Origin of the sequence: Parasphingorhabdus sp., from assembly GCF_036964675.1 — a bacterium.
Lineage (GTDB): Bacteria > Pseudomonadota > Alphaproteobacteria > Sphingomonadales > Sphingomonadaceae > Parasphingorhabdus.
The window spans coordinates 1-19788 of record NZ_JBALTF010000028.1; the positions used below are offsets into that span (position 1 = coordinate 1).

The following is a 19788-nucleotide window of genomic DNA, read 5'->3' on the forward strand; positions in this document are numbered from 1 at the left end:
AGCAGGGCACCGGCCTCGCGCAGGTCCGAACAGATCGGACCTTCCGGGCCGTTGAAATTCTTGTTGATCACCCCGCCGGAGCGCTCGTCGCCGCGCGGCAGCCATTCCCAGTCTTCGCGATAGACGCCATCGGCCTCGACCGCGAACACCGGGTTGATGCCGTTTTTCTTGCACAGATCGAAATCATCCTCGCCATGATCAGGCGACATATGGACCAGCCCGGTACCCGCATCGGTGGTGACGAAGTGCGAACCATCGAGGAAGGGGCGCGGCTTGGTGTAGAATTCGCTGTCCGGGAATTTGTCGGCCATCGGGTGTTTGGCGGTGGCTCCGGCGAGTTGGGAGCCTTTGCCTTCCCAATCAATGAAGTATTCGTCGATGCGGTATCGCTTGACCAGTTCATCAAGTCTATCTTTTGCCACCAGCAAATGGCTAGGCGCATGACCGCCTCCGCCTTCTCCCCCACTCCATGCGTTCAAATGTACCATTACGTAATCTATGTCAGAATTATAAGCGAGTGCCTGATTGACCGGAATGGTCCACGGTGTCGTCGTCCAGATCACCGCATGAGCACCCTCCAAGTCAGGCGCATTCGGCACTTCGACAATCTTAAATCCAACATCGATCTGCGTCGAGACAATATCCTCATATTCCACCTCGGCCTCGGCCAGCGCGGTCTTCTCGACCGGCGACCACATCACCGGCTTGGCGCCGCGATAGAGCTGGCCGGCCTCGGCAAATTTCAGCAACTCGGCAACAATCGCCGCCTCGGCGTCATAATCCATCGTCAGATAGGGCTTGTCCCATTCCGCCAATATGCCGAGCCGCTTAAATTCCTCGCGCTGCACATTGACCCAATTGTCGGCATAGGTCCGGCATTCGGCGCGGAATTCGCTCGCCGGAACCTCGTCCTTGTTCAGCTTCTTCTTGCGATATTGTTCCTCGATCTTCCACTCGATCGGCAGGCCGTGACAATCCCAGCCCGGCACAAACGGCGCGTCCTTGCCCAGCAACGACTGCGAACGAACCACCAGATCCTTCAGCGTCTTGTTGAGGCTGTGACCGATATGGATATTGCCATTGGCATAAGGCGGGCCATCGTGAAGAATGAATTTCTCGCGGCCAGCCCGCGCTTCGCGCAGCTTTTCATAGAGCCCAATCTTCTGCCAGCGCGCCAATATCGCCGGTTCCTTCTGCGCAAGGCCGGCTTTCATCGGGAAATCGGTTTTCGGCAGGAAAACCGTGTCTTTATAATCTGCTTTGGGATCGGTCATAATCGCGGGGATTAGGGGAGGCGGGGCGCGGGTGCAAGCGGGATTTGTGCAGCGCGGGAACCTTCAAATAAGCTCGTCATTGCGAGGGCTGAAAGCCCGTGGCAATCCAGAGCGGCAAGCGACTTCCTGGATTGCTTCGCTCCGCTCGCAATGACGAATATGGCCAATTAATCCAGCAACACTCTCGCCCGCTCACAATCCTTCTCCATCTGCACCTTCAGCGCATCCAGATCATCGAACTTCTGCTCGCCGCGCAGAAAATGATGCAGCTCAACCTCGATCGTCTGGCCATAAAGATCTTCGCCGAAATCAAAGAAATAGGGCTCGAGCAATTCCTTCGGCGGGTCGAAGCTCGGGCGGATGCCAAGATTGGCCGCGCCGTTCAGCACCCGGCCATCGGGCAGGCGGCCCTTGACCGCATAGATGCCATATTTCGGGCGCAGATATTCGCCGATGTCGATATTGGCGGTCGGATAGCCGAGCAGCCGGCCATTCTTGTCGCCATGGATGACTTCGCCCTGAATCGCGAACGGACGGGTGAGCAGGCGGCCCGCTTCCTCGCACAGCCCCTCTTTCATCGCCGCCCGGATCCGGCTGGAGGAGATCACGTCATCGCTGTCGCTGATCGGGCTGACCGCTTCGCTTTTCAGCCCGTGCGCCGCGCCGATTTCGCGCAGCAGATCGATATTGCCTTTTGCGCCCTTGCCAAAGGTGAAATCCGCGCCGGTGACGACGCCGGCCGCGCCAAAGCGATCGACCAGCAGCTCGGTGATAAAATCCTCTGCCGTCGTGCCGGCCAGCCCGGCGTCAAATTCGAAAACCAGCATCGCACTGGCCCCGGCATCGGCGAACAGTCGTTGGCGCTGCGCCAGATTGGTCAGGCGAAAAGGCGGCAGATCGGGCTTGAAAAAGCGCACCGGATGCGGATCGAAGGTCGCGATAATCGCCGGACGGCCTTCGTCCCGGGCCCAGCTCAGCGCCTTGCCGGCGACCGCCTGATGGCCGAAATGAAATCCGTCAAAATTGCCGAGAGCGAGTATCGCTCCGCGCAGGTCGCCGTCGATCCGGTCTTTTCCGTTCAGTCTTTGCATAGGATGTTCATTAGCCACAATTTGTCATTCCGGAAGCAGATTTCTTCCAAATCTATGATTTGGTTAGGAAATCTAGCTGTCCGATATCCAGTTTCAGGCTGTCTGGACGAGAGGTGGATTCCGGGTTCCAAGATATGCTGGTGAAAAACATGCTGTTTTTCAAGCATTTCTAGACCCCGGAATGACAATCAGGGTGCAGGGGTAAAGCGGGCGTAACAAGTTCGTCATGCCAGCGCAGGCTGGTCTCTATTCCGGAACCAGTTCCCGGGCATCGGTACCGGGCTTGACGACCAGCGGAGTCGCCGGAGTCACTTCGCCCTGCGGCGCCGCGCCGGGTTTCGGCATCGGCTCAATCCCCGCCTTGATTACCCGCAGCGCATTCAGCCCCATCACCGCGCGGATTTCCGCTTCGGTGAAGCCGGCCTGCATCAAAGCCTGGGTAATCTGGACAATACCGCTGGTGTCGAATCTTGTGGTCACCGCGCCGTCAAAATCGCTGCCCAGCGCGGCATATTCGATCCCGACCAGATCGCGGACATGCTTGACCGCCTTGGCGACGGTCTTGGGATCGGTGTCGCACATCGCGCCGTCCCAATAGCCCAGACCAATCACGCCGCCGGTTGCCGCGACGCCCCTGATTTCTGCATCGGTCAGGTTGCGGTTGACCCCGCACACTGCCTGCACGCCGCCATGGCTGGAAACGACCGGGCGCTTCGCCATTTTCAATATGTCGGCAACCGTCGCGTGGCTCGAATGGGCGATATCGACGATCATACCCTTCTGTTCCATGTCGCGGACGATGGTTTTTCCAAATTTAGTGAGCCCGCTCTTTTTCTCGCCATGCATCGACCCGGCCAGCTCATTGTCGAAAAAATGCACCAGCCCGGCCATGCGCATGCCTGAGTCATAGAGTTTCTGCAGATTCTCTCTTTTGCCTTCCAGCGTCTGCAGCCCTTCGGCGGAGAACATCACGCCGATCGGGCTTTTGTCCCTGCTGCGGAATTCCACCAGACCATCGACATCGGCGGCATTGCTGATCATCGCTAGCGCACCAGCGCTGTCCTTGACCGCCCGATCCAGTTTCTGCGCGTGATAAAGCTGCCGCTCGAGCAGCGAGAACCAGGTTCGCATTGGCTGCAGCTGGGTGATCGCGAGCAAGGTGATATTATCTGAGTCAGCGCTGTTGCTGTCGTAATTCTGGCCCCGGGGCGTCTTGGTCACGCTGGAAAAAATCTGCAGCCCGACATTGCCCGCCTGCATCCGCTTGAGATCGATATGGCCATAATCGGAACGGTTGGTAATCTTGCGCTTCCACAGCAATGTGTCGCCGTGCAGATCAACGATCATCAGGCTGTCATGCAATTTCTGCGCTTCGGCGGTGATCGCCGGCAGTGGTTTGCCATCAACCATATTGGTCTGCTTCTCGAACCATGCCGGTCCGAATATCAGAAAGCCGACGATCCCAATCGCGATGAGACCCAGAAGTGTCAGCGCGATTTTCTTCATGGCTATTTCCTTTTCAAGGTGACGAAGCTGAAGGCCGGCTTGTCATTTTTCGCGTCATGATCCTCGCGCGCCGTCTCTTCCCAGATGGCGGCATCAAAGGCCGGCATCTTGGTATCACCTTTTGGCTTGCTATGCACTTCGGTCAGTTCGATCCGGTCGGCCTTGTCGAGAAACGCCTTGTAGATTTCCGCGCCGCCGATCACCGCGATATGCGGCGCATTGGCCATTTTCAGGGCCTTGTCGACGCTGCTCGCGACATCTGCGCCGTCGCCTTCCCAGGCCTTGTCCCGGCTCAGCACGATATGGCGCCGTCCGGGCAACAGGCCGGGCAGGCTGTCAAAGGTCTTGCGGCCCATGATCATCGGCTTGCCCATGGTCATGCGCTTGAATCGTCTCTGATCCTCGGGCAGGCGCCACGGTATGCTGTCGCCGTCACCGATCACGCCATTGTCGGCGCGGGCAAGAAAGAAGATGATTTCAGGATGGTTCATGGGCGACGCCTAGCGCAGTTCTGACAGACTGCAAATTAGAAATATAATTTGGTAACATGGCCCATTTTTCGGCCCGGCCGGCTCTCGCCCTTGCCATAGAGATGCAGGTGGTTGGCGCCGTCGGATAACAGGGTCTGCCAGTGGTCGGCTTGCGCCCCGATCAGATTGTGCATCTCGACTTTTTTCGCCGCGAGTCCGGTGTCACCGAGCGGCAGTCCGCATATCGCCCTTATATGATTTTCAAACTGGCTGGTGACGGCTCCCTCGATCGTCCAGTGGCCGCTATTGTGCACGCGCGGTGCCATCTCGTTGAATATCGGACCGTTTTTGGTGGCAAAAAATTCGCAGGTGAGCACACCGACATAATCCATCGATTCGGCCATCCGGGCGGCCAGCGCCCGGGCGGCGTCCTGCTGGTCCAATATGGCGTCGGGCGCAGGGGCGGTCGAGATCGCCAATATGCCGTCTTCGTGCACATTATGCGGCGTGTTCCAGAAACGGATTTCGCCATCCTGGCCGCGCACCAGGATCACTGAAAATTCATGGCTGAAGGTAACGAAGCCCTCGGCAACGCAGGGCTGCTGCGCCACCGCCTGCCAATGCTGGTCGAGATCATCGCCCGCACGGATCCTGGACTGGCCCTTGCCGTCATAGCCCATGCGGATGGTCTTGAGGATCGCCGGCGCACCGACGTCGGCAATCGCAATATCCAGCGACGCCCGATCACTCACTTCGGCAAAGGGCGCTGTGGTCCCGTCATGATCGCGGGCGAAAACTTTCTCGGCGATCCGGTTCTGCGCGATATCCAGCGCCGCGATCGGCGGATGCAGTGGCGCGCAGGATGCAATCTGGTGCAGCGGATCGACCGGAACATTTTCAAATTCAAAGGTGATCACGTCGCAGCTCTCGGCGAAGCGGGTCAGCGAAGCGATGTCGTCATCCTGCGCGCAGGTGAATTGCGCCGAGACTTCCGCCGCCACGCTATTGGCATTGGGGGCATAGATATGACAGCGATAGCCCAATTGCGCCGCCGCGACGCTCAGCATCCGGCCAAGCTGGCCGCCGCCCAATATTCCAATGGTTGATCCGGGTGGGAGTGTTTTCATGAGGCTGGTTATACGGGCTTGTCGGCGACGGCGTCGGTCTGCGCCGCGCGCCAGGCGTCCAGCCGCTCGGCCAATGCCGGGTCCGAATTGGCGAGGATCGCCGCGGCCAGCAGCGCCGCATTTTTGGCACCTGCTTCGCCGATTGCCAATGTCCCGACCGGGATGCCTGCGGGCATTTGCGCGATCGAGAGCAGGCTGTCGATGCCGCTCAATGCTTTTGACTGGATCGGCACGCCGAGCACTGGAATGCGGGTCATCGAGGCTGCCATGCCGGGCAGATGGGCTGCTCCGCCGGCGCCCGCGATGATTACTTTCAGTCCGCGTTCCACCGCCGATGTCGCATAGTCATAAAGGCGCCCCGGCGTGCGGTGTGCCGACACGATTTTCTCTTCATGGGATATTTGCAACTGATCCAGGATGTCGCTCGCGAGCTTCATCGTTGCCCAGTCGGACTGGCTGCCCATGATTATTCCAACGAGAGGAGGTGCTTCGACCATTTTTGCCCCTGACAAATGCTACGGAAGCAATGCGGTTTAGTCGGGAATTGGTGCGGACGCAATGACACATATCGGGGTTCTGAATTTTCGTGGTGACAATTTTAACGGCAGCGGATTGCGCTGAATCTTGACAGGGTTACTATAGTTTTAGTGCAAGGCGCCCGAATAATTCTATTGTTTTTTTAAATAGATAGAAATATAAGTATTGGCAGGATTTAGAATCACAAATAAAATGCAAAAGCATCGCGTAGGCAATCGTCAACATTGCGCCAACTGCCTTTTATTGGATCAGGAAATAGTTGCGCTGAAAGAGGATCTCGCTGAAATGAAGCTGAACGCTTATCATGATGTGCTTACCGGTCTTTCAAACCGCCGCTTTTTTGTTGAAAGCCTGGGCGATCGGGTTGCGCGTTGTCGTCGATATGGCGACAATTGTGCCGTGCTATTTCTCGACGTCAACAAACTGAAAATGATCAATGATGACTATGGCCATGCTGCCGGAGATGCGCTGCTGGTGCGTTTGGCTGAAATATTGAAAACCCATACCCGGACGACGGACGTGGTTGCCCGGATTGGCGGCGATGAATTCGGCCTGTTGCTCGACAGTTTGAATGGCGATCAGGTAGCGGACAAGATCGACTTTCTTATGGAAGTTTTCGGCAATGAGAATTTCGTCCACGAAGGCAAGCGACTGCCCTTTGGCGCTTCGATAGGCTATTGTTTCGTCGGACCCCAGGATACGACTGACGGCCTGATGTCTCGCGCTGACGCCGCCATGTATACCGCCAAAGACAAGTTCGAATAGGGCCTTTAGATTATTTGCCGGGCAGACTATCGCTCGGACAGATAATAGCGTTCGATCTCGTTCAGGTCGTCGTCCAGTTCATAGACAATCGGCTGACCGGTCGGGATTTCCAGACCGGTAATCTCGTCATCCGGGATCTTCGACAGATGCTTGACCAGCGCCCGCAGACTATTGCCATGCGCCGAAATCAGAACCTTTTTGCCATTTTGCAATTCGGGTGCGATCCGGCTTTTCCAATAAGGGAGCACCCGCGCGATCGTATCTTTCAGGCTTTCTGTCGACGGGACTTCAATGCCCTTGTAGCGCGGGTCGTTGGACATTTGATAGGGGCTGTCCGAAGCCATCGGCGGCGGCGGGGTGTCAAAACTGCGCCGCCAGATATGGACCTGCTCATCGCCATGTTTTTCGCGGGTTTCCTGTTTGTTGAGACCGGTCAGCCCGCCGTAATGGCGCTCGTTGAGCCGATAGTTTTTTTCCACCGGCAACCACAGACGGCCCATTTCCTCCAGCGCAAGATTGAGCGTCTTGATCGCTCTTGTCTGGACGCTGGTAAAGCAGACATTCGGGTCAATGCCGCGTTCCTTCATCAGCTGCCCGGCAGCCCTGGCTTCCTCGATGCCCTTTTCGGTAACATCGACATCCCACCAGCCGGTAAAGCGGTTTTCCAGATTCCATTGCGACTGGCCATGGCGAAGCAGGATGAGTTGGGGCATATATTGTCCTTCAGCTTGTGTTCCATCTCCCCTAGCGGCGATGACATATGCCGCCAAGAGTGATTTCAGATGAAAATGCGCACCATCGTATAATAGGCACCCAGCGAACCGACCAGATAGAGAGCAGGGCGGGCCAGCCAATTCTGCCGGTCTATCGGCAACCGGCTGACCAGCCAATAAGCGCCGAGAACGGCGGCGACGAACAGGATCTGGCCGATTTCCACGCCCAGGTTGAACAGCAGCAGCGCCCATATTTCCTGACCTTTGGGCAGGCCGATAGCGGCCAGCGCGCCAGCAAAGCCAAGGCCATGCAGCAGTCCGAAACCGGCGGCGACGATCCACGGTTGCCGGATCGTCAGGCTGGTTTTTCCGGCCTGTTTGCGGACAACCTCGACGGCGAGGAAGAAAATGCTCAGCGCAATCAGCAGCTCTACCGGACCGCTCGGCAGACGGAACAGGCCCAGCGCGGTGATCGCCAGCGTCAGGCTGTGGCCGGCGGTGAAGGCAGAGATAACCCAGAGAATCTTGCGCACCGGGGTGAGCAAAAGCAGGCCGAGTACGAACAGCAGATGATCCCAGCCGAACAGCATATGCTCCGCGCCGATCCGCAGATAGGCGCTCGCCGGCGAATCACCGCCTTTTGCCTGCAACGAAAAAGTGGCGCTGGCCGGGCGCAAAACCCGCGTCTGCTCATTACCATCAGCAAACTTCAGCCGGACAAAAACATCGGTCAGCGTCTGTTCGAGGCCTTCGATCCTGACCTCTCCGCGGTCGAGACGGCAGGCCGTCTGCCAGGTTTCGATGGTCGCCGTACCGGTGAACTCCTGCTGCGTCTGTTCGGGTGGGGCGCATTGCGCCGGGAGGATCGGCCGCATCCTGAGCTTTTTTCCCGATAGCACCGGTTGCTTCCAGATCACCGAGACCGTGCCATCTGCCTGTTCGGTCAGTTCCAGTGCCGCTGGCCGGATTTCATGGGCAGCGGCCGGGCTCGCCAGAAATAGCGCCAATAGCCAGATCGCCAATGTCGGGCGGAGCCAGCCAGCAGCGCTGCCGATCCACCGCCGGGCTGGACGAGCGACTGGCTGTGCAATAGCGGCCTTCATTCCGCTTTCTCGACCACCACTTTATATTTTCCGATTAGCGCATCCACCGCAGCCCGTTTCGCATCGCTCCGCTGTTCATCCTGCCAGGCGGCCAGCACTGCGGCCCGGATTGGCGCAAACTGCGCCTGCGCGGCGCGGTCGATCGCCTCTATGCGAACCAGATGCAGGCCGAAGGCGGACCCGATCGGCTCGCTCCATTGGCCTGCGCCAAGCTTGAAGATGTCGGCGGCAAATTCCGGTCCGAACAGCCTGGCGACTTCCCGTTCCGGCACCGCTGCATAGCTGCGTTTCTGGATGAACGGATCGCCCAGCGATTTCCATTCCGCACCCGACTGTAGTCGTGCGCGTGCGGTCTCTGCCGCAGCTTCGATCCGCGACCCGTGTTTTTCCGGACTGAAATAGACATGGGTGAAGCTGCGCATTTCCGGCGCTGCAAAACGCTCGCGATGATCCTCGAACCAGCGTTCCAGTTCGGCATCCGTAGGATCATCGGCCTTGGCGTCATCGCTGACCAGAAAATCCATTTTCTGCGCCAGCCGCCGCCGGATGATCGTGTCGTCATCCCCCAGGCCCAGCCGTTCGGCTTCCCGAACCAGCATTTCTTCCTGCACATATTGATCGATGATCTGTTGTTGGTCTTCCCCGGTGGGCAGCCGACCCGCCGTGCCCGCCCAGATTTTTTCCAGCCGGTCAATCTCGGCGGCGCTCACCACTATCGTCCGGCCCAGCTCGCCCTGCCAGACGTTCCAGAAATGGTTCATGGCGACCAGCGCCAGTCCGATCAGGACAAAATGCGTGATCGGATCACGAAAAATTTTCACGCAGCGTTCCCGTCAGATCAGGCCGTTGGTACATACCAGATCGGCGAGGACCATGCGCGTTCCTGGATCGTTTTCTGCAAGGCCGGGTTGGGCGCTACGCCAGCCCGTAGCGCATCCCAGGTCGACCAGCGGCAGACCGGATTTTCCAGCACCCGCACATAAAAAGACGCCCGCTGGCCAGCCTTATGTTCGGGGTCGCGCCAGAAGGTCTTCAGTTCCGGCGCACCCTTGTCGGCGGAAATCGAGCAATTGCTCAGATCCACTTTGGCGCCATTGTCCGGGCAGCGGAAATTTGCATCCGGCTTGCCGCTATCGCTGCAGGCGACATCAAAGACTTTCTCCTTGGCTTCGCCGCCATCGGTCCAGACCTTGATGATCTGGACGCGTTGCAGCGGCGCGCTCATCGCGTCGCGCATCGCCCATATGATAAAGCCGGGTGCCTTGTTGCCGACCAGATCGCCGCCCATCGGCACACCATCCTTATAGGCCTTGCTGACCATTTCCGGATCATCCAGCATCGCTTCGTCAAAACCGAAGCCGCCAAAGAAGCGCAATTTGATCCGCGTACCGGTGGTCGCATAGGTTTCCTTGCGGCGCATCGCATCGAATATCGCCTCGCGGCTGTTCTGCTCGGCCCAGACCGCAGCATAGCCGGACGCGCTCCAGCGCGAGAACCAGTTGGCGGCACGCGGATCGACGGCGACTCCTTCCCAGCTCTTCTTGCGATCCGGCGGAATCGAACCCCGGGACTCTGGTGAACCATCGACAATACCGATTTTCGACCAGAAATTCTTCTCGTCAAAGGAACCGCCGGCGACATGGGTGTCGCTCGATCCGATGAATCCGAAATGGAACGGATCAGCACCGATTTCCATGGTCAGCTTCAGCCCGTTGGCGATCGCCTGCCGGACATAATCGCCCTCGCTGGTCTTCGATGTGACCATCGAACTGAGCAACTTGTCATAAATTTCGAAATCGGCCCATTCGTCATTGGGCGACAGCGAGGGATGGGTTTCCGACGTGCCCTTGACCTGGGTGATCTCGACCAGCGGTTCGTTGCGAATCCGTTTTTCAGCATAGGCCTTGGTTAGCGGCTGGCCCTCATAGGTTTCCAGCTTGAACATTTCTCCATCGGAGACATTGCTGTTGTGCGGGATCGACATGGCGTCATTGCCGGCTTCGCGCTGATCGTCCATCCAGCTCCACAGATCTTCCGGATTGGGCGAATCGATGGAGGCGAAAGGCATGTCGGGTGCAGAGCCCCGGAATACGACGTTGCGGTGCAGATTGCCGCCGGCAAATCCGCCTTCCTGGCCGCGGGTGACCCGGGTTGCGGTATATTCATAGGCAGCGAAGGTGGTGAACTTGCCGGGCTGGTTATATTTCTCGGCAGAATCGACAATCTGTTTCCAGACATTGCCGACAATGGCGGGATCATAGACACCATCCATCTTCTTGCCGTCGCGGACCGCGCCACCGATCAGCTGAAACGCAGCGATAATCTTGTCGGGGTCTGTACTGAACATATTCTTGGCCATATCCAGCTTCGACAATTTCGTGCCAGCTGTATTCATCGCTTCCAGATGGCCAAGATAGGCGGCGTGATCGGTAACCGCCATGAAGTCGAGCGGCGGCCCTTCCAGCTTCAGGTCATAGCCGAGCGGATGCTTGATCGTGCCGCCCATGCCAAATTCATAGGCATCATCCGGGGTTGCGCGGATGTTGAAGATATAGGCGTCGAAACTGTTCTTTGTGTGAATATGGAGATCGCCGAAATAGACGTTGCGGTCGGGATTGGCTTCTTCGGTCGAGGCCTGCGCAATTTTCGAATTTTGCGTATCCTCGCTCTCGGCCGTACAGCCGCTCAGTATCGCCGCCGTTACGGCAACCATCAGAAATTTACGTGTCATTTTTGCATCCCTCCCAGAACAAGCGTGCCGATAACTGCCATTTCCTCTCGGCACAAATGTTACATTTTTGCAACATTTGTCTAGGAATCGGCTTTTATCTGCCCCTCTCCGCTTGATTTAATGACCCAATTAAACGACGGACGCAACCGCCGCTGTCGTAAAAATAAGCCATCCCCCAGGAAATTGGCGACAACGACGGCCAGTTCAACCGGAGTATAGAAATGAAAACGATCAATAAATTCCTCATGGCGGCGCTTTGTACCACCGCCATGACCACCCCCGCTTTTGCACAGGACGCAGCGCAGGAAGCCGAAACGTTCGATGACAATGTGATCATCGTGACGGCGACCCGCCGTGCCCAGGACGTTCAGGCGATTCCTCTCGCGGTGACTGCGGTTAGCCCGGTCCAGCTGGAACGCCAGGGCGTTGTCAATGTTGGCCAGATTACCAACGTGTCCTCCAGCTTCTCGACATCCAACGCCCAGCTGGCGTCCGGTTCGGTGGTGCTGCGGATTCGCGGTGTCGGTACGACCTCCAACAATATCGGTTTTGAATCGGCTGTCGGTATCTTCATCGACGGTGCCTATCAGTCCCGTCCCGGTGTTGCGCTTTCCGAATTTGTCGACGTCGAACGCGTTGAAGTTCTGCGCGGTCCACAGGGCACGCTGTTCGGTCGCAACACATCTGCCGGTGCTTTGAACATCACCAATGTACGGCCTGACCTGAACGAATTTGGCGGTTTCGCCAATGCCACATATGGCAATCGCGATCTCTACAGCGTTCAGGGCGCGGTCAATGTGCCGATCATGAAAGACTATCTCGCCCTGCGCGTCACTGGCGCCTATCGCGAGCGTGATGGTTATGTGACCGTAGTCGACCAGACCGGTGCCAAAATTGGTGAATCGAACGGCACCGACCAATATCTGGTTCGTGCGCAGCTCGGTTTTGAAACCGACAGTGGCATCCGCGGCCGTCTGATCGGCGATTATGCCAAGAGCTCCGCTGGTTGCTGTGCAGCCGTCGAAGTCCTGCAATCTCCGGTTGAAACCTTCGGCCTGTTCGGCGCTGTTGGCCTTGGCGCCCGCGGCGGCATGGCTGCACCGGTCGTTGCGGTGAACCCTTTCGATACAACGACTGCTGAAATCGCAGCCGACAATCGCATCGCGACCGCCAATTTCGCTCCGCAGACCAAATTTGACCAATGGGGCGTCACCGGTGAAATCGAAGTGCCTTTGGGCGATAGCGCGGATCTGATCTATATCGGTTCGTATCGTGAATATGATGCACGCGAAGCCTATGACTCGGATTTCTCGGGCCTCGATGTCTTCAACGTGACGAACAACTCTACCTCGATTGAAACCATGACCCACGAATTGCGGGTTCAGGGCGAAGCGTTCGGCGGTGCCTTGAACTGGCTGGTCGGCGGATATTATTCCGACGAGAAAATCAACCAGTCGGTCAGTTTCGCACTGGGTGAAGATTATGGTGAGTTGATCGGTGCATTGCTCTTCGGCCCGACCGGCGGTGCCTTTGGTGCCAACCCGCTGACCATTTTGTCCGGCGGTGTCGATCCAGCAGGAACGACCAACACCAATCTCTATTCGCAGAACAGCAAGAGCTGGTCCTTGTTCACGCACAATACGCTGGAAGTTACCGACGGCCTCGAACTAACCGTGGGTTTGCGCTATTCCGACGAAAGCAAGGACGGTTCCTTCGCTCAGGGTAGCAACACCAATGCCCTTTGCCCTGCGATCCTGGGATCGATTGGCGCGGGCAATGTTCCGACTCCGTTGATCAGCACCGTGTTCGGTACCGGCTGTTTTGCCTTTACCGCCCCAGCCGATTTGCCGCAGGCAGCTGTATTCCCGCTGCCACGGACATTCAGCAGCAAGTTCAAGGACAATGAACTGATCTACACCGGTAAAGTGGCTTATGCCTTTGCTGATCCGGTCAATGTCTATGCGAGCTTTACCCATGGTTATAAATCGGGTGGCTTCAACCTCGACTCGACAGCTGCTGCTGGCGGCGCTGATCCGCGCTTTGCTTCGGAAACAGTGAATTCCTATGAAATTGGTGTGAAAGCCAAATTCCTGGATAATGCGGTGACGTTGAATCTGGCTGCATTCCGCGAGGAATTCAAGAACTTCCAGGTTCTTGAATTCACCGGTGCGCAGTTCCAGACCTTCAATGTTCCCAAAGCGGAAACCCAGGGTCTGGAAATCGAAACGACGATCCGTCCAAGCGACCATTTCACGGTCAACGCTGCTCTGACATATACCGATGCCAATTATCCGAATGATTGTGCCGGTACCCAGACTGCTGCGAACGTTGTGGCGCTTTGCGGAAATTCGTTGACCAATGCTCCGGATTTCGTGGGTATTGCAGGCGCTACCTATAGCAATGATATCGGTAACAACCTGAAATACTTCCTCAACGCGCAGATGCGTTTTGAAAGCGATCGGCGGACATCGACCCAGGCGATTGATCCTGCCAATCTGGCGGCGAACAATCCGGTTCCGTTCGACACACAGGATGGCAATATCAAGCTCAACCTGCGCGCCGGTATCGGTAGCCAGGAAGACACTTGGGGCATCGAAGCTTTCGTGACCAACCTGACCAATGAAGTAACGCGCGGCGTGACCTTCAACACGGTATTGCGTTCCGGTTCGCGTTCGGCTTTCGTCCAGGAACCTCGCAGCTACGGACTGACCCTGCGCGGCAAGTTCTAGGATTACTCAAAATTTGGTGGCAAACTGTCACCAGCTAATCAGGGGCCGGATTTTCCGGCCCCTTTTTATTGCGCGGCAGAACCATTGGTGCAAAAGACTGGCTCATGAAAAACTTTATATTCCAGACCGTCCCCGTGCTTCACTTCGGTGAAGGCTGCCTCGGCCAGCTTCCCGGACAGATCGCCGCCTTGTGCGCATCCAGACCGATGATCGTTACCGACAAGGGCATCGTCAATGCCGGCCTGATTGCTCCGGTTGAGCAGACATTGCGGGCAGCCGGTCTTGATAGCGTCATTTTTGACTCGGTGATCGCCGACCCGCCTGAGACTATCGTGTTGCAGGCGATTGAAGCTGCGAAAGCGGCCGGCGTGGATATCGTCATCGGGCTGGGCGGCGGCAGTTCGCTCGATACCGCCAAGGTGGTTGCGGCGCTTGCGGTTGACGACGCGCAACCGCTCACAGAAATTTACGGCGTCGGTTTGCTCGAGCGCAAGGGTCTGCCGACCATATTGATCCCGACCACCTCCGGCACCGGATCGGAAGTGACCGCCATTTCGATCCTGACCACCGGAGAAACCACCAAGGCGGGGATCGTCTCTCCGCATCTGTTTGCCGATGTGGCGCTGCTCGATCCAGCGCTGACCCTCGGGCTTCCCGCCGACGTGACAGCAGCGACCGGCATCGACGCGATGGTCCATGCGATTGAGGCCTTTACCGGTCGCAATGCCAAAAACCCGGTCTCCGACATGCTGGCGATTGAGGCGTTGAAATTGCTCACCGCCAATATCGAGACCGCCTGTTTCGATGGCCGCAATATGCTGGCGCGCGAAGCGATGCTGCGCGGATCGATGCTCGCCGGTCAGGCCTTTGCCAATAGTCCGGTCGGCGCAATCCACGCGCTCGCCTATCCGCTCGGCGGCATTTATCATATCCCGCACGGCCTCTCCAATGCGCTGGTCATGCCTTATGTCATGCAGTTCAATCTCGAAGCCGCCGCACCGCTTTATGCGCAGCTCGCCGATGCCCTGCACATTCCGCGCGGTAGCGAAAACAGCAGTGAAGCGCGGGCACAGGAGTTTATCGACTATCTTGAAGCGCTGGCGGTCAAGGTCAAGGCACCGAGGAAATTGCGTGATATCGGTATCGCCAGGGAGGCCACGACCGAATTGGCAGAGGCGGCGATGCTGCAGACCCGCTTGCTGGTCAACAATCCCAAAGAACTGACGCTGGCCGACGCGCAAAGGATCTATGATGCCGCCTGGTAAAAGCCAGAGGGCTGAACCACCGGTACGGAGCGACTATCGCACCGGCAGCTTGATCACCACCCGCTGGAACGACAACGACCCCTATGGTCATGTCAACAATGCCATCTATTATTTCTGGTTCGACACCGCGGTAAACCGCTATCTGATCGAGCAGGGCGCGCTCGATATTACCGGCGGCGACACCATCGGTCTGGTCGTCAACACCAGCTGCGACTATTTCGCGCCCATCGCTTTTCCTGACGATGTGATGGCCCGCATCCGGGTAGACCGGCTCGGCAACAGCAGCGTCACCTATGGCGTTGGCCTGTTTCGTGGCGATGAAGATGTGGCTTCGGCCGCAGGCAGCTTCACCCATGTCTATGTCGATCGCGCCACCCGCAGACCGGTTTCCCTCCCATTCCCCTTGCGCTCCGCGCTAGAGGCGATAGAAGTTTAATCAACTGATTAAAAAATCTTCGGGAGAGAGAGATGCTACGCCCTTTTGACAATGACGAGCGCCGCCAGTTCCGCGCAACCTGCCGCCGCTTCGCCGAAACGGAATTACAGCCTTTTGCCAATGAGTGGGACGAGGCCGGCGAAATCCCCTGGGAGCTGCACCAACGGGTCGGCGCGCTCGGCGTCTGGGGCTTTGGCATCGATGAAAAATATGGCGGTCTGGGCATGGACGATATTTTCATGCGCGCCGCCTGGGGCGAAGAAGCGGCAAGGGCGCATAATGGCGGCACGCTGGCAGCGCTGGGTGGGCGCAGCATCTCCATCGGCCCGATCCACAAGCTGGCCTCCGAAGAGATCAAGGACCGCATCCTGAAAGATATCGTGCTCGGTAAAGTCGGCTCCAGCCTCGGCATCACCGAACCGGGCGGCGGCTCGGACGTTGCCAATATGCAGACAACCGCAAGACAGGATGGCAATCACTGGGTGATCAACGGGTCCAAGACCTTCATCACCGGCGGCATGACGTCCGATCATTATGTCATCGGCGCGCGCACCGGCGGCGAGGGCCTGCACGGCATTTCGCTGTTTCTGGTGGACAAGGATGCCGAGGGCTTTTCGCGCACCGCGCTCGACAAGAAAATGGGCTGGTGGGCTTCGGATCAGGCATCGCTCTATTTTGATGATGTGCGGGTGCCGGCAGAAAATATGCTGGGCGAGGAAGGGCGCGGCTTCATCCAGATCATGCACAATTTCAACCACGAGCGGCTCGGCATGGTCGCGCAATGCCTCGGCATGATGCGGGTGCTGCTCGAGCAATCGATTGCCTATGCGCAGCAGCGCGAGACTTTCGGCAAGCCGATGATCAAGCATCAGGTGATCCGCCACAAGATCGCCGACATGTCGGCGCGCGTCGACCGGCTCGACGGCTGGCTGAACCAGATTTGCTGGCTCGCCGAACAGGGCGAAATGCCGGTCGCGCAGATCTGCAAGGCCAAGTTCAGTGCCACCAAGGATCTCGAGTTTTGCGCCAGCGAAGCGATGCAGATTCTCGGCGGGGCCGGCTATTTGCGCGGCAATCCGGTCGAGCGTTTCTATCGCGAGGTCAAGGTCATGGCGATCGGTGGCGGCTCGGAAGAAATCATGCGCGATCTCGCGGTTCGGCAAATGGGCCTCTGATCGCGCTTGCCATTTCCGCTTTCCGGGAGATAAGCAGAGCGTCTACAAAAGCGGTTCGTGCTGAGCCTGTCAAAGCACAGGGACCAGCAACAGCATAACAGCATTTGGCTGATGGAATAATATATGTCCGATGTGATTTCCGCCGATGCGTCTTTGGAAGAGGCTCCGCCGCTGCTGCCCGCAGGTTCGGTGCTGATCGGCTTGCTGTCCTTCGCGATGATGGATGTCGTGATGAAAAGCCTGGCGATGGAACTGGGCGCCTATAATGCCCTGCTCTGGCGGGTGCTGACATCTCTCGCCATCGTGTCGGTGATATTCTTCGCGCGCCGTCCGAAAATGCCGGGCCGCGCGGCGCGCAAGGTGCATCTGCAGCGCGGCATCATCGTCGTGTTCATGTCCTATCTGTTTTTCTGGGGCCTGGCGCGGGTGCCGCTGGCCGAAGCGATTGCCCTGTCATTCATCGCCCCGATTATCGCGCTCTATCTGGCTGCGGTTTTTCTCGGCGAGTCCATCCATCGCAACGCCATCTACGCCTCGTTGCTGGGTTTCAGCGGTGTGCTGGTGATCGCAGGCGGCCGGATCTCGGGCGAATATGATGAACAGGCGCTGCTCGGCATGGGCGCGGTGCTGGCGTCCGCCGTGCTCTATGCCGGCAATCTGGTGATCCAGCGTCAGCAAGCCCTGCTCGCCGGCCCGATCGAGATCAGCTTTTCCCAAAATCTTATCGTCGGCGCCTCCTTCCTGCTGCTGGCACCGTTTTTTGCGGTCGTCCCGGATCAGGAATTCCTGCCCTATATTGGTGCCGGCGCGATCCTGTCGATCATATCGGCGGTGTTCATTGCCTGGGGCTATGCCCGGGCCGAAGCGAAGAATCTGATCAATCTGGAATATAGCGCCTTTGTCTGGGCGGCGATTTTTGGCTGGCTGTTCTTTCGGGAGCCGATCACGCTGACCACGGTCGCGGGCGCCATCCTGATCGTCGCCGGTTGTATCCTGGCGACGCGGCGGGACCGGAAAGTCGCGCATATCGAAACCACTGCGGTCTGACCGCGATGGCGCTGCGGATCAGCAACCGGCAAGCGCGCTGGCTCTGGCTGCAATCGCAGGGACTGTGCGAAACACCGACCGGCCCGCTCAATCTGCCAGAAACAATCCGCCGCCTCGGCTTTGTCCAGCTCGACACGATCCAGAATGTCACCCGCGCCCACCATCATATATTGTGGAGCCGCAACCAGAATTACCGCGAACCGATGATCGACCAGCTGCTGGGTCAGGACCGGGCGGTGTTCGAGCATTTCACCCATGATGCCTCGATCCTGCCGATGGAATTTTACCCGATGTGGCAGCGCCAGTTCCGGCGTTTGGGAGAACAGGTCGCGGGTCACGCCTCTTTTCAAAAGGCGATCAAGGAAATCGGGCAGGCGCAGATCTTGTCCCGGATCGCGCAGGAAGGCCCGCTATCGACCCATGATTTTGACACCAGGGTCGAGGGCAAGAAACAGATGTGGGATCGTCCGCCGCACAAACGGGTGCTCGACCAGCTCTGGTATGCCGGCGAACTGGCGACCTCCCATCGGCAAAATTTCGCCAAATATTACGACCTCGCCGAGCGGGTCATTCCGCAGCATCACCGCGACGCGGCCCATGACGATAGCGCCCAGATCGACTGGCTGTGCCGCAATGCGCTCGACCGGCTGGCCTTTGGATCGCTCGGTGAAATTCAGCGTTTCTGGGGCGCGGTCGATGCGAAGGAAGTAAAGTCCTGGTCACAGGGGACAGCTGATCTGGTCCCGGTCAAACTGGAATCGCATGATGGAATATGGCGCGAGGCGCTGGCGCCACCGGATATCGAGGCGCGCCTGGCTGGCGTTTCTGCGCCAACTGCAAGGCTGCGGATCATCAATCCGTTCGACCCGGTGGTGCGCGACCGCAACCGCTTGTCGGCGCTGTTCGGCTTTGCCTATCGCAACGAAATGTTCGTGCCCGCAGCGCAGCGCCTGTGGGGCTATTATGTCTATCCGATATTGGAGCGCGACCGCTTTGTCGGCCGGATCGAAATCAAGGCCGACCGCTCGGCGGGTCACTTGCGGGTGACGCAATTCTGGCCCGAACCGGGGGTAAGCTGGCCTGTCGGACGGCAGGCAAAGCTGGCAGCGGAACTGGCGCGGTTGGCGCGCCTGATTGGAGTCAGTGATATTATATGGGAATGTGACCGGGTGTGAAACGCAGTTTCGGGTCTATTTGACAGTCCCGCGAAAGTGCAGTTCGCCGGATGCGCCGGGTGCGATTGGCGAGGGCAGGACCCAGCGGATATGGGTGACATCGGAAGCGGTGGCCGGCCGACTCGCTTGCTCGGCATCGATCACGCTCAGTTCCGACAATTTGCCGAAATTCTGGCCGCCATCGACCGATACCAGCGCCCAGTCCTCTTGCGCCTCGACGAAGGTCACGGCGCGATGCACCGGATTGTTGACGACAAAGCCGGTCACATCATTCTGGCCACTATTGCTATAGCTGTTGGTGAACAGCAGCTGGTCACCGGGAATGACCTTGACCTTCGCCGGATCGAGCAATGTGGTAACGGTTACGCCGGTTTCCGTCTCTTTGATCCGTTCGACCATGATTGAACTGTCGATTTTCACATCGGTCCGAGAATCAGTCGCCGCGTCCTGAAGGTTGGCCGAAATCGGTGCCGCATAGGCGACCTGTGACGCCGACAATCCGGTCATCAAAACACCGGCGACGAGGGCCGCTTCAAGCAAAATAATACGCATATTCGACATTTCCTGCGATCCTTTTGTACGATATTTGACCAGACACCCGCGCCCAGTCGATCTTGACCTGAAATATGGATTAACTTGGTTAA

18 protein-coding genes are annotated in these 19788 nt (G+C 58.0%); 7 read left to right on the top strand and 11 right to left on the bottom strand.

What is annotated here, in order from left to right; all coding sequences use genetic code 11:
• From V7665_RS06800 to purE, 6 genes are all read right to left on the bottom strand, one after another.
• The coding region (locus tag V7665_RS06800) for a class I tRNA ligase family protein (RefSeq protein WP_335663779.1) at window positions 1-1274 on the bottom strand (1274 nt) is incomplete at its 3' end.
• A gap of 167 nt (window positions 1275-1441) precedes the next feature.
• The gene (locus tag V7665_RS06805) at window positions 1442-2365 is read right to left on the bottom strand and encodes a bifunctional riboflavin kinase/FAD synthetase (RefSeq protein ID WP_335663780.1); all 924 of its coding nucleotides are present in this window, start codon (window positions 2363-2365) and stop codon (window positions 1442-1444) included.
• Window positions 2366-2611: 246 nt separating this feature from the next.
• On the bottom strand, window positions 2612-3871 hold the full coding sequence (locus V7665_RS06810) for a dipeptidase (protein ID WP_335663781.1): 1260 nt from the start codon (window positions 3869-3871) through the stop codon (window positions 2612-2614).
• Window positions 3872-3873: 2 nt separating this feature from the next.
• On the bottom strand, window positions 3874-4362 hold the full coding sequence (locus tag V7665_RS06815) for a dihydrofolate reductase (RefSeq protein WP_335663782.1): 489 nt from the start codon (window positions 4360-4362) through the stop codon (window positions 3874-3876).
• Between the two features lie 35 nt (window positions 4363-4397).
• On the bottom strand, window positions 4398-5468 hold the full coding sequence (locus V7665_RS06820) for a 5-(carboxyamino)imidazole ribonucleotide synthase (RefSeq protein WP_335663783.1): 1071 nt from the start codon (window positions 5466-5468) through the stop codon (window positions 4398-4400).
• A gap of 8 nt (window positions 5469-5476) precedes the next feature.
• Window positions 5477-5965, bottom strand: coding sequence for a 5-(carboxyamino)imidazole ribonucleotide mutase (purE, locus tag V7665_RS06825; protein ID WP_335663784.1), 489 nt, complete (start codon window positions 5963-5965; stop codon window positions 5477-5479).
• 283 nt (window positions 5966-6248) lie between these two features.
• Here purE and V7665_RS06830 point away from each other — a divergent pair, with 283 nt between their 5' ends.
• Window positions 6249-6770 carry a GGDEF domain-containing protein gene (locus V7665_RS06830; protein WP_335663785.1) on the top strand — a complete coding sequence of 174 codons (522 nt, stop codon included), beginning with the start codon at window positions 6249-6251 and terminating at the stop codon, window positions 6768-6770.
• 26 nt (window positions 6771-6796) lie between these two features.
• On the opposite strand, the gene gpmA is transcribed toward V7665_RS06830, so the two are convergent.
• From gpmA to V7665_RS06850, 4 genes are all read right to left on the bottom strand, one after another.
• On the bottom strand, window positions 6797-7483 hold the full coding sequence (gpmA, locus tag V7665_RS06835; protein WP_335663786.1) for a 2,3-diphosphoglycerate-dependent phosphoglycerate mutase: 687 nt from the start codon (window positions 7481-7483) through the stop codon (window positions 6797-6799).
• 65 nt (window positions 7484-7548) lie between these two features.
• Complete coding sequence (locus tag V7665_RS06840) at window positions 7549-8586, bottom strand: HupE/UreJ family protein (RefSeq protein WP_335663787.1); 1038 nt, start codon at window positions 8584-8586, stop codon at window positions 7549-7551.
• Window positions 8583-9407: a peptidylprolyl isomerase gene (locus V7665_RS06845; RefSeq protein WP_335663788.1), complete on the bottom strand. Its 825-nt coding sequence runs from the start codon at window positions 9405-9407 to the stop codon at window positions 8583-8585. The genes V7665_RS06840 and V7665_RS06845 overlap by 4 nt, the downstream gene beginning before the upstream one ends.
• 17 nt (window positions 9408-9424) lie before the next feature.
• A complete protein-coding gene (locus tag V7665_RS06850; protein ID WP_335663789.1) occupies window positions 9425-11317 on the bottom strand; it encodes a DUF3604 domain-containing protein in 1893 nt (630 codons plus the stop codon).
• 221 nt (window positions 11318-11538) lie between these two features.
• Between V7665_RS06850 and V7665_RS06855 the strand changes: the two genes are divergently transcribed.
• The 6 genes from V7665_RS06855 (at window position 11539) to V7665_RS06880 (ending at window position 19144) form a co-directional block, all read left to right on the top strand.
• Window positions 11539-14046 (top strand): TonB-dependent receptor, encoded by a 2508-nt coding sequence (locus V7665_RS06855; RefSeq protein WP_335663790.1) that lies wholly within the window; start codon window positions 11539-11541, stop codon window positions 14044-14046.
• 104 nt (window positions 14047-14150) lie between these two features.
• Window positions 14151-15311: an iron-containing alcohol dehydrogenase gene (locus V7665_RS06860; protein ID WP_335663791.1), complete on the top strand. Its 1161-nt coding sequence runs from the start codon at window positions 14151-14153 to the stop codon at window positions 15309-15311.
• Window positions 15298-15747, top strand: coding sequence for an acyl-CoA thioesterase (locus V7665_RS06865; RefSeq protein WP_335663792.1), 450 nt, complete (start codon window positions 15298-15300; stop codon window positions 15745-15747). The genes V7665_RS06860 and V7665_RS06865 overlap by 14 nt, the downstream gene beginning before the upstream one ends.
• Window positions 15748-15779: 32 nt before the next feature.
• On the top strand, window positions 15780-16922 hold the full coding sequence (locus V7665_RS06870; RefSeq protein WP_335663793.1) for an acyl-CoA dehydrogenase family protein: 1143 nt from the start codon (window positions 15780-15782) through the stop codon (window positions 16920-16922).
• A gap of 123 nt (window positions 16923-17045) precedes the next feature.
• Window positions 17046-17969 carry a DMT family transporter gene (locus V7665_RS06875; protein ID WP_335663794.1) on the top strand — a complete coding sequence of 308 codons (924 nt, stop codon included), beginning with the start codon at window positions 17046-17048 and terminating at the stop codon, window positions 17967-17969.
• 5 nt (window positions 17970-17974) lie between these two features.
• Window positions 17975-19144: a winged helix-turn-helix domain-containing protein gene (locus V7665_RS06880; RefSeq protein WP_335663795.1), complete on the top strand. Its 1170-nt coding sequence runs from the start codon at window positions 17975-17977 to the stop codon at window positions 19142-19144.
• 15 nt (window positions 19145-19159) lie between these two features.
• Here V7665_RS06880 and V7665_RS06885 read toward each other — a convergent pair whose 3' ends face one another.
• A complete protein-coding gene (locus V7665_RS06885; protein ID WP_335663796.1) occupies window positions 19160-19696 on the bottom strand; it encodes a hypothetical protein in 537 nt (178 codons plus the stop codon).
• Window positions 19697-19788: the final 92 nt, after the last annotated feature.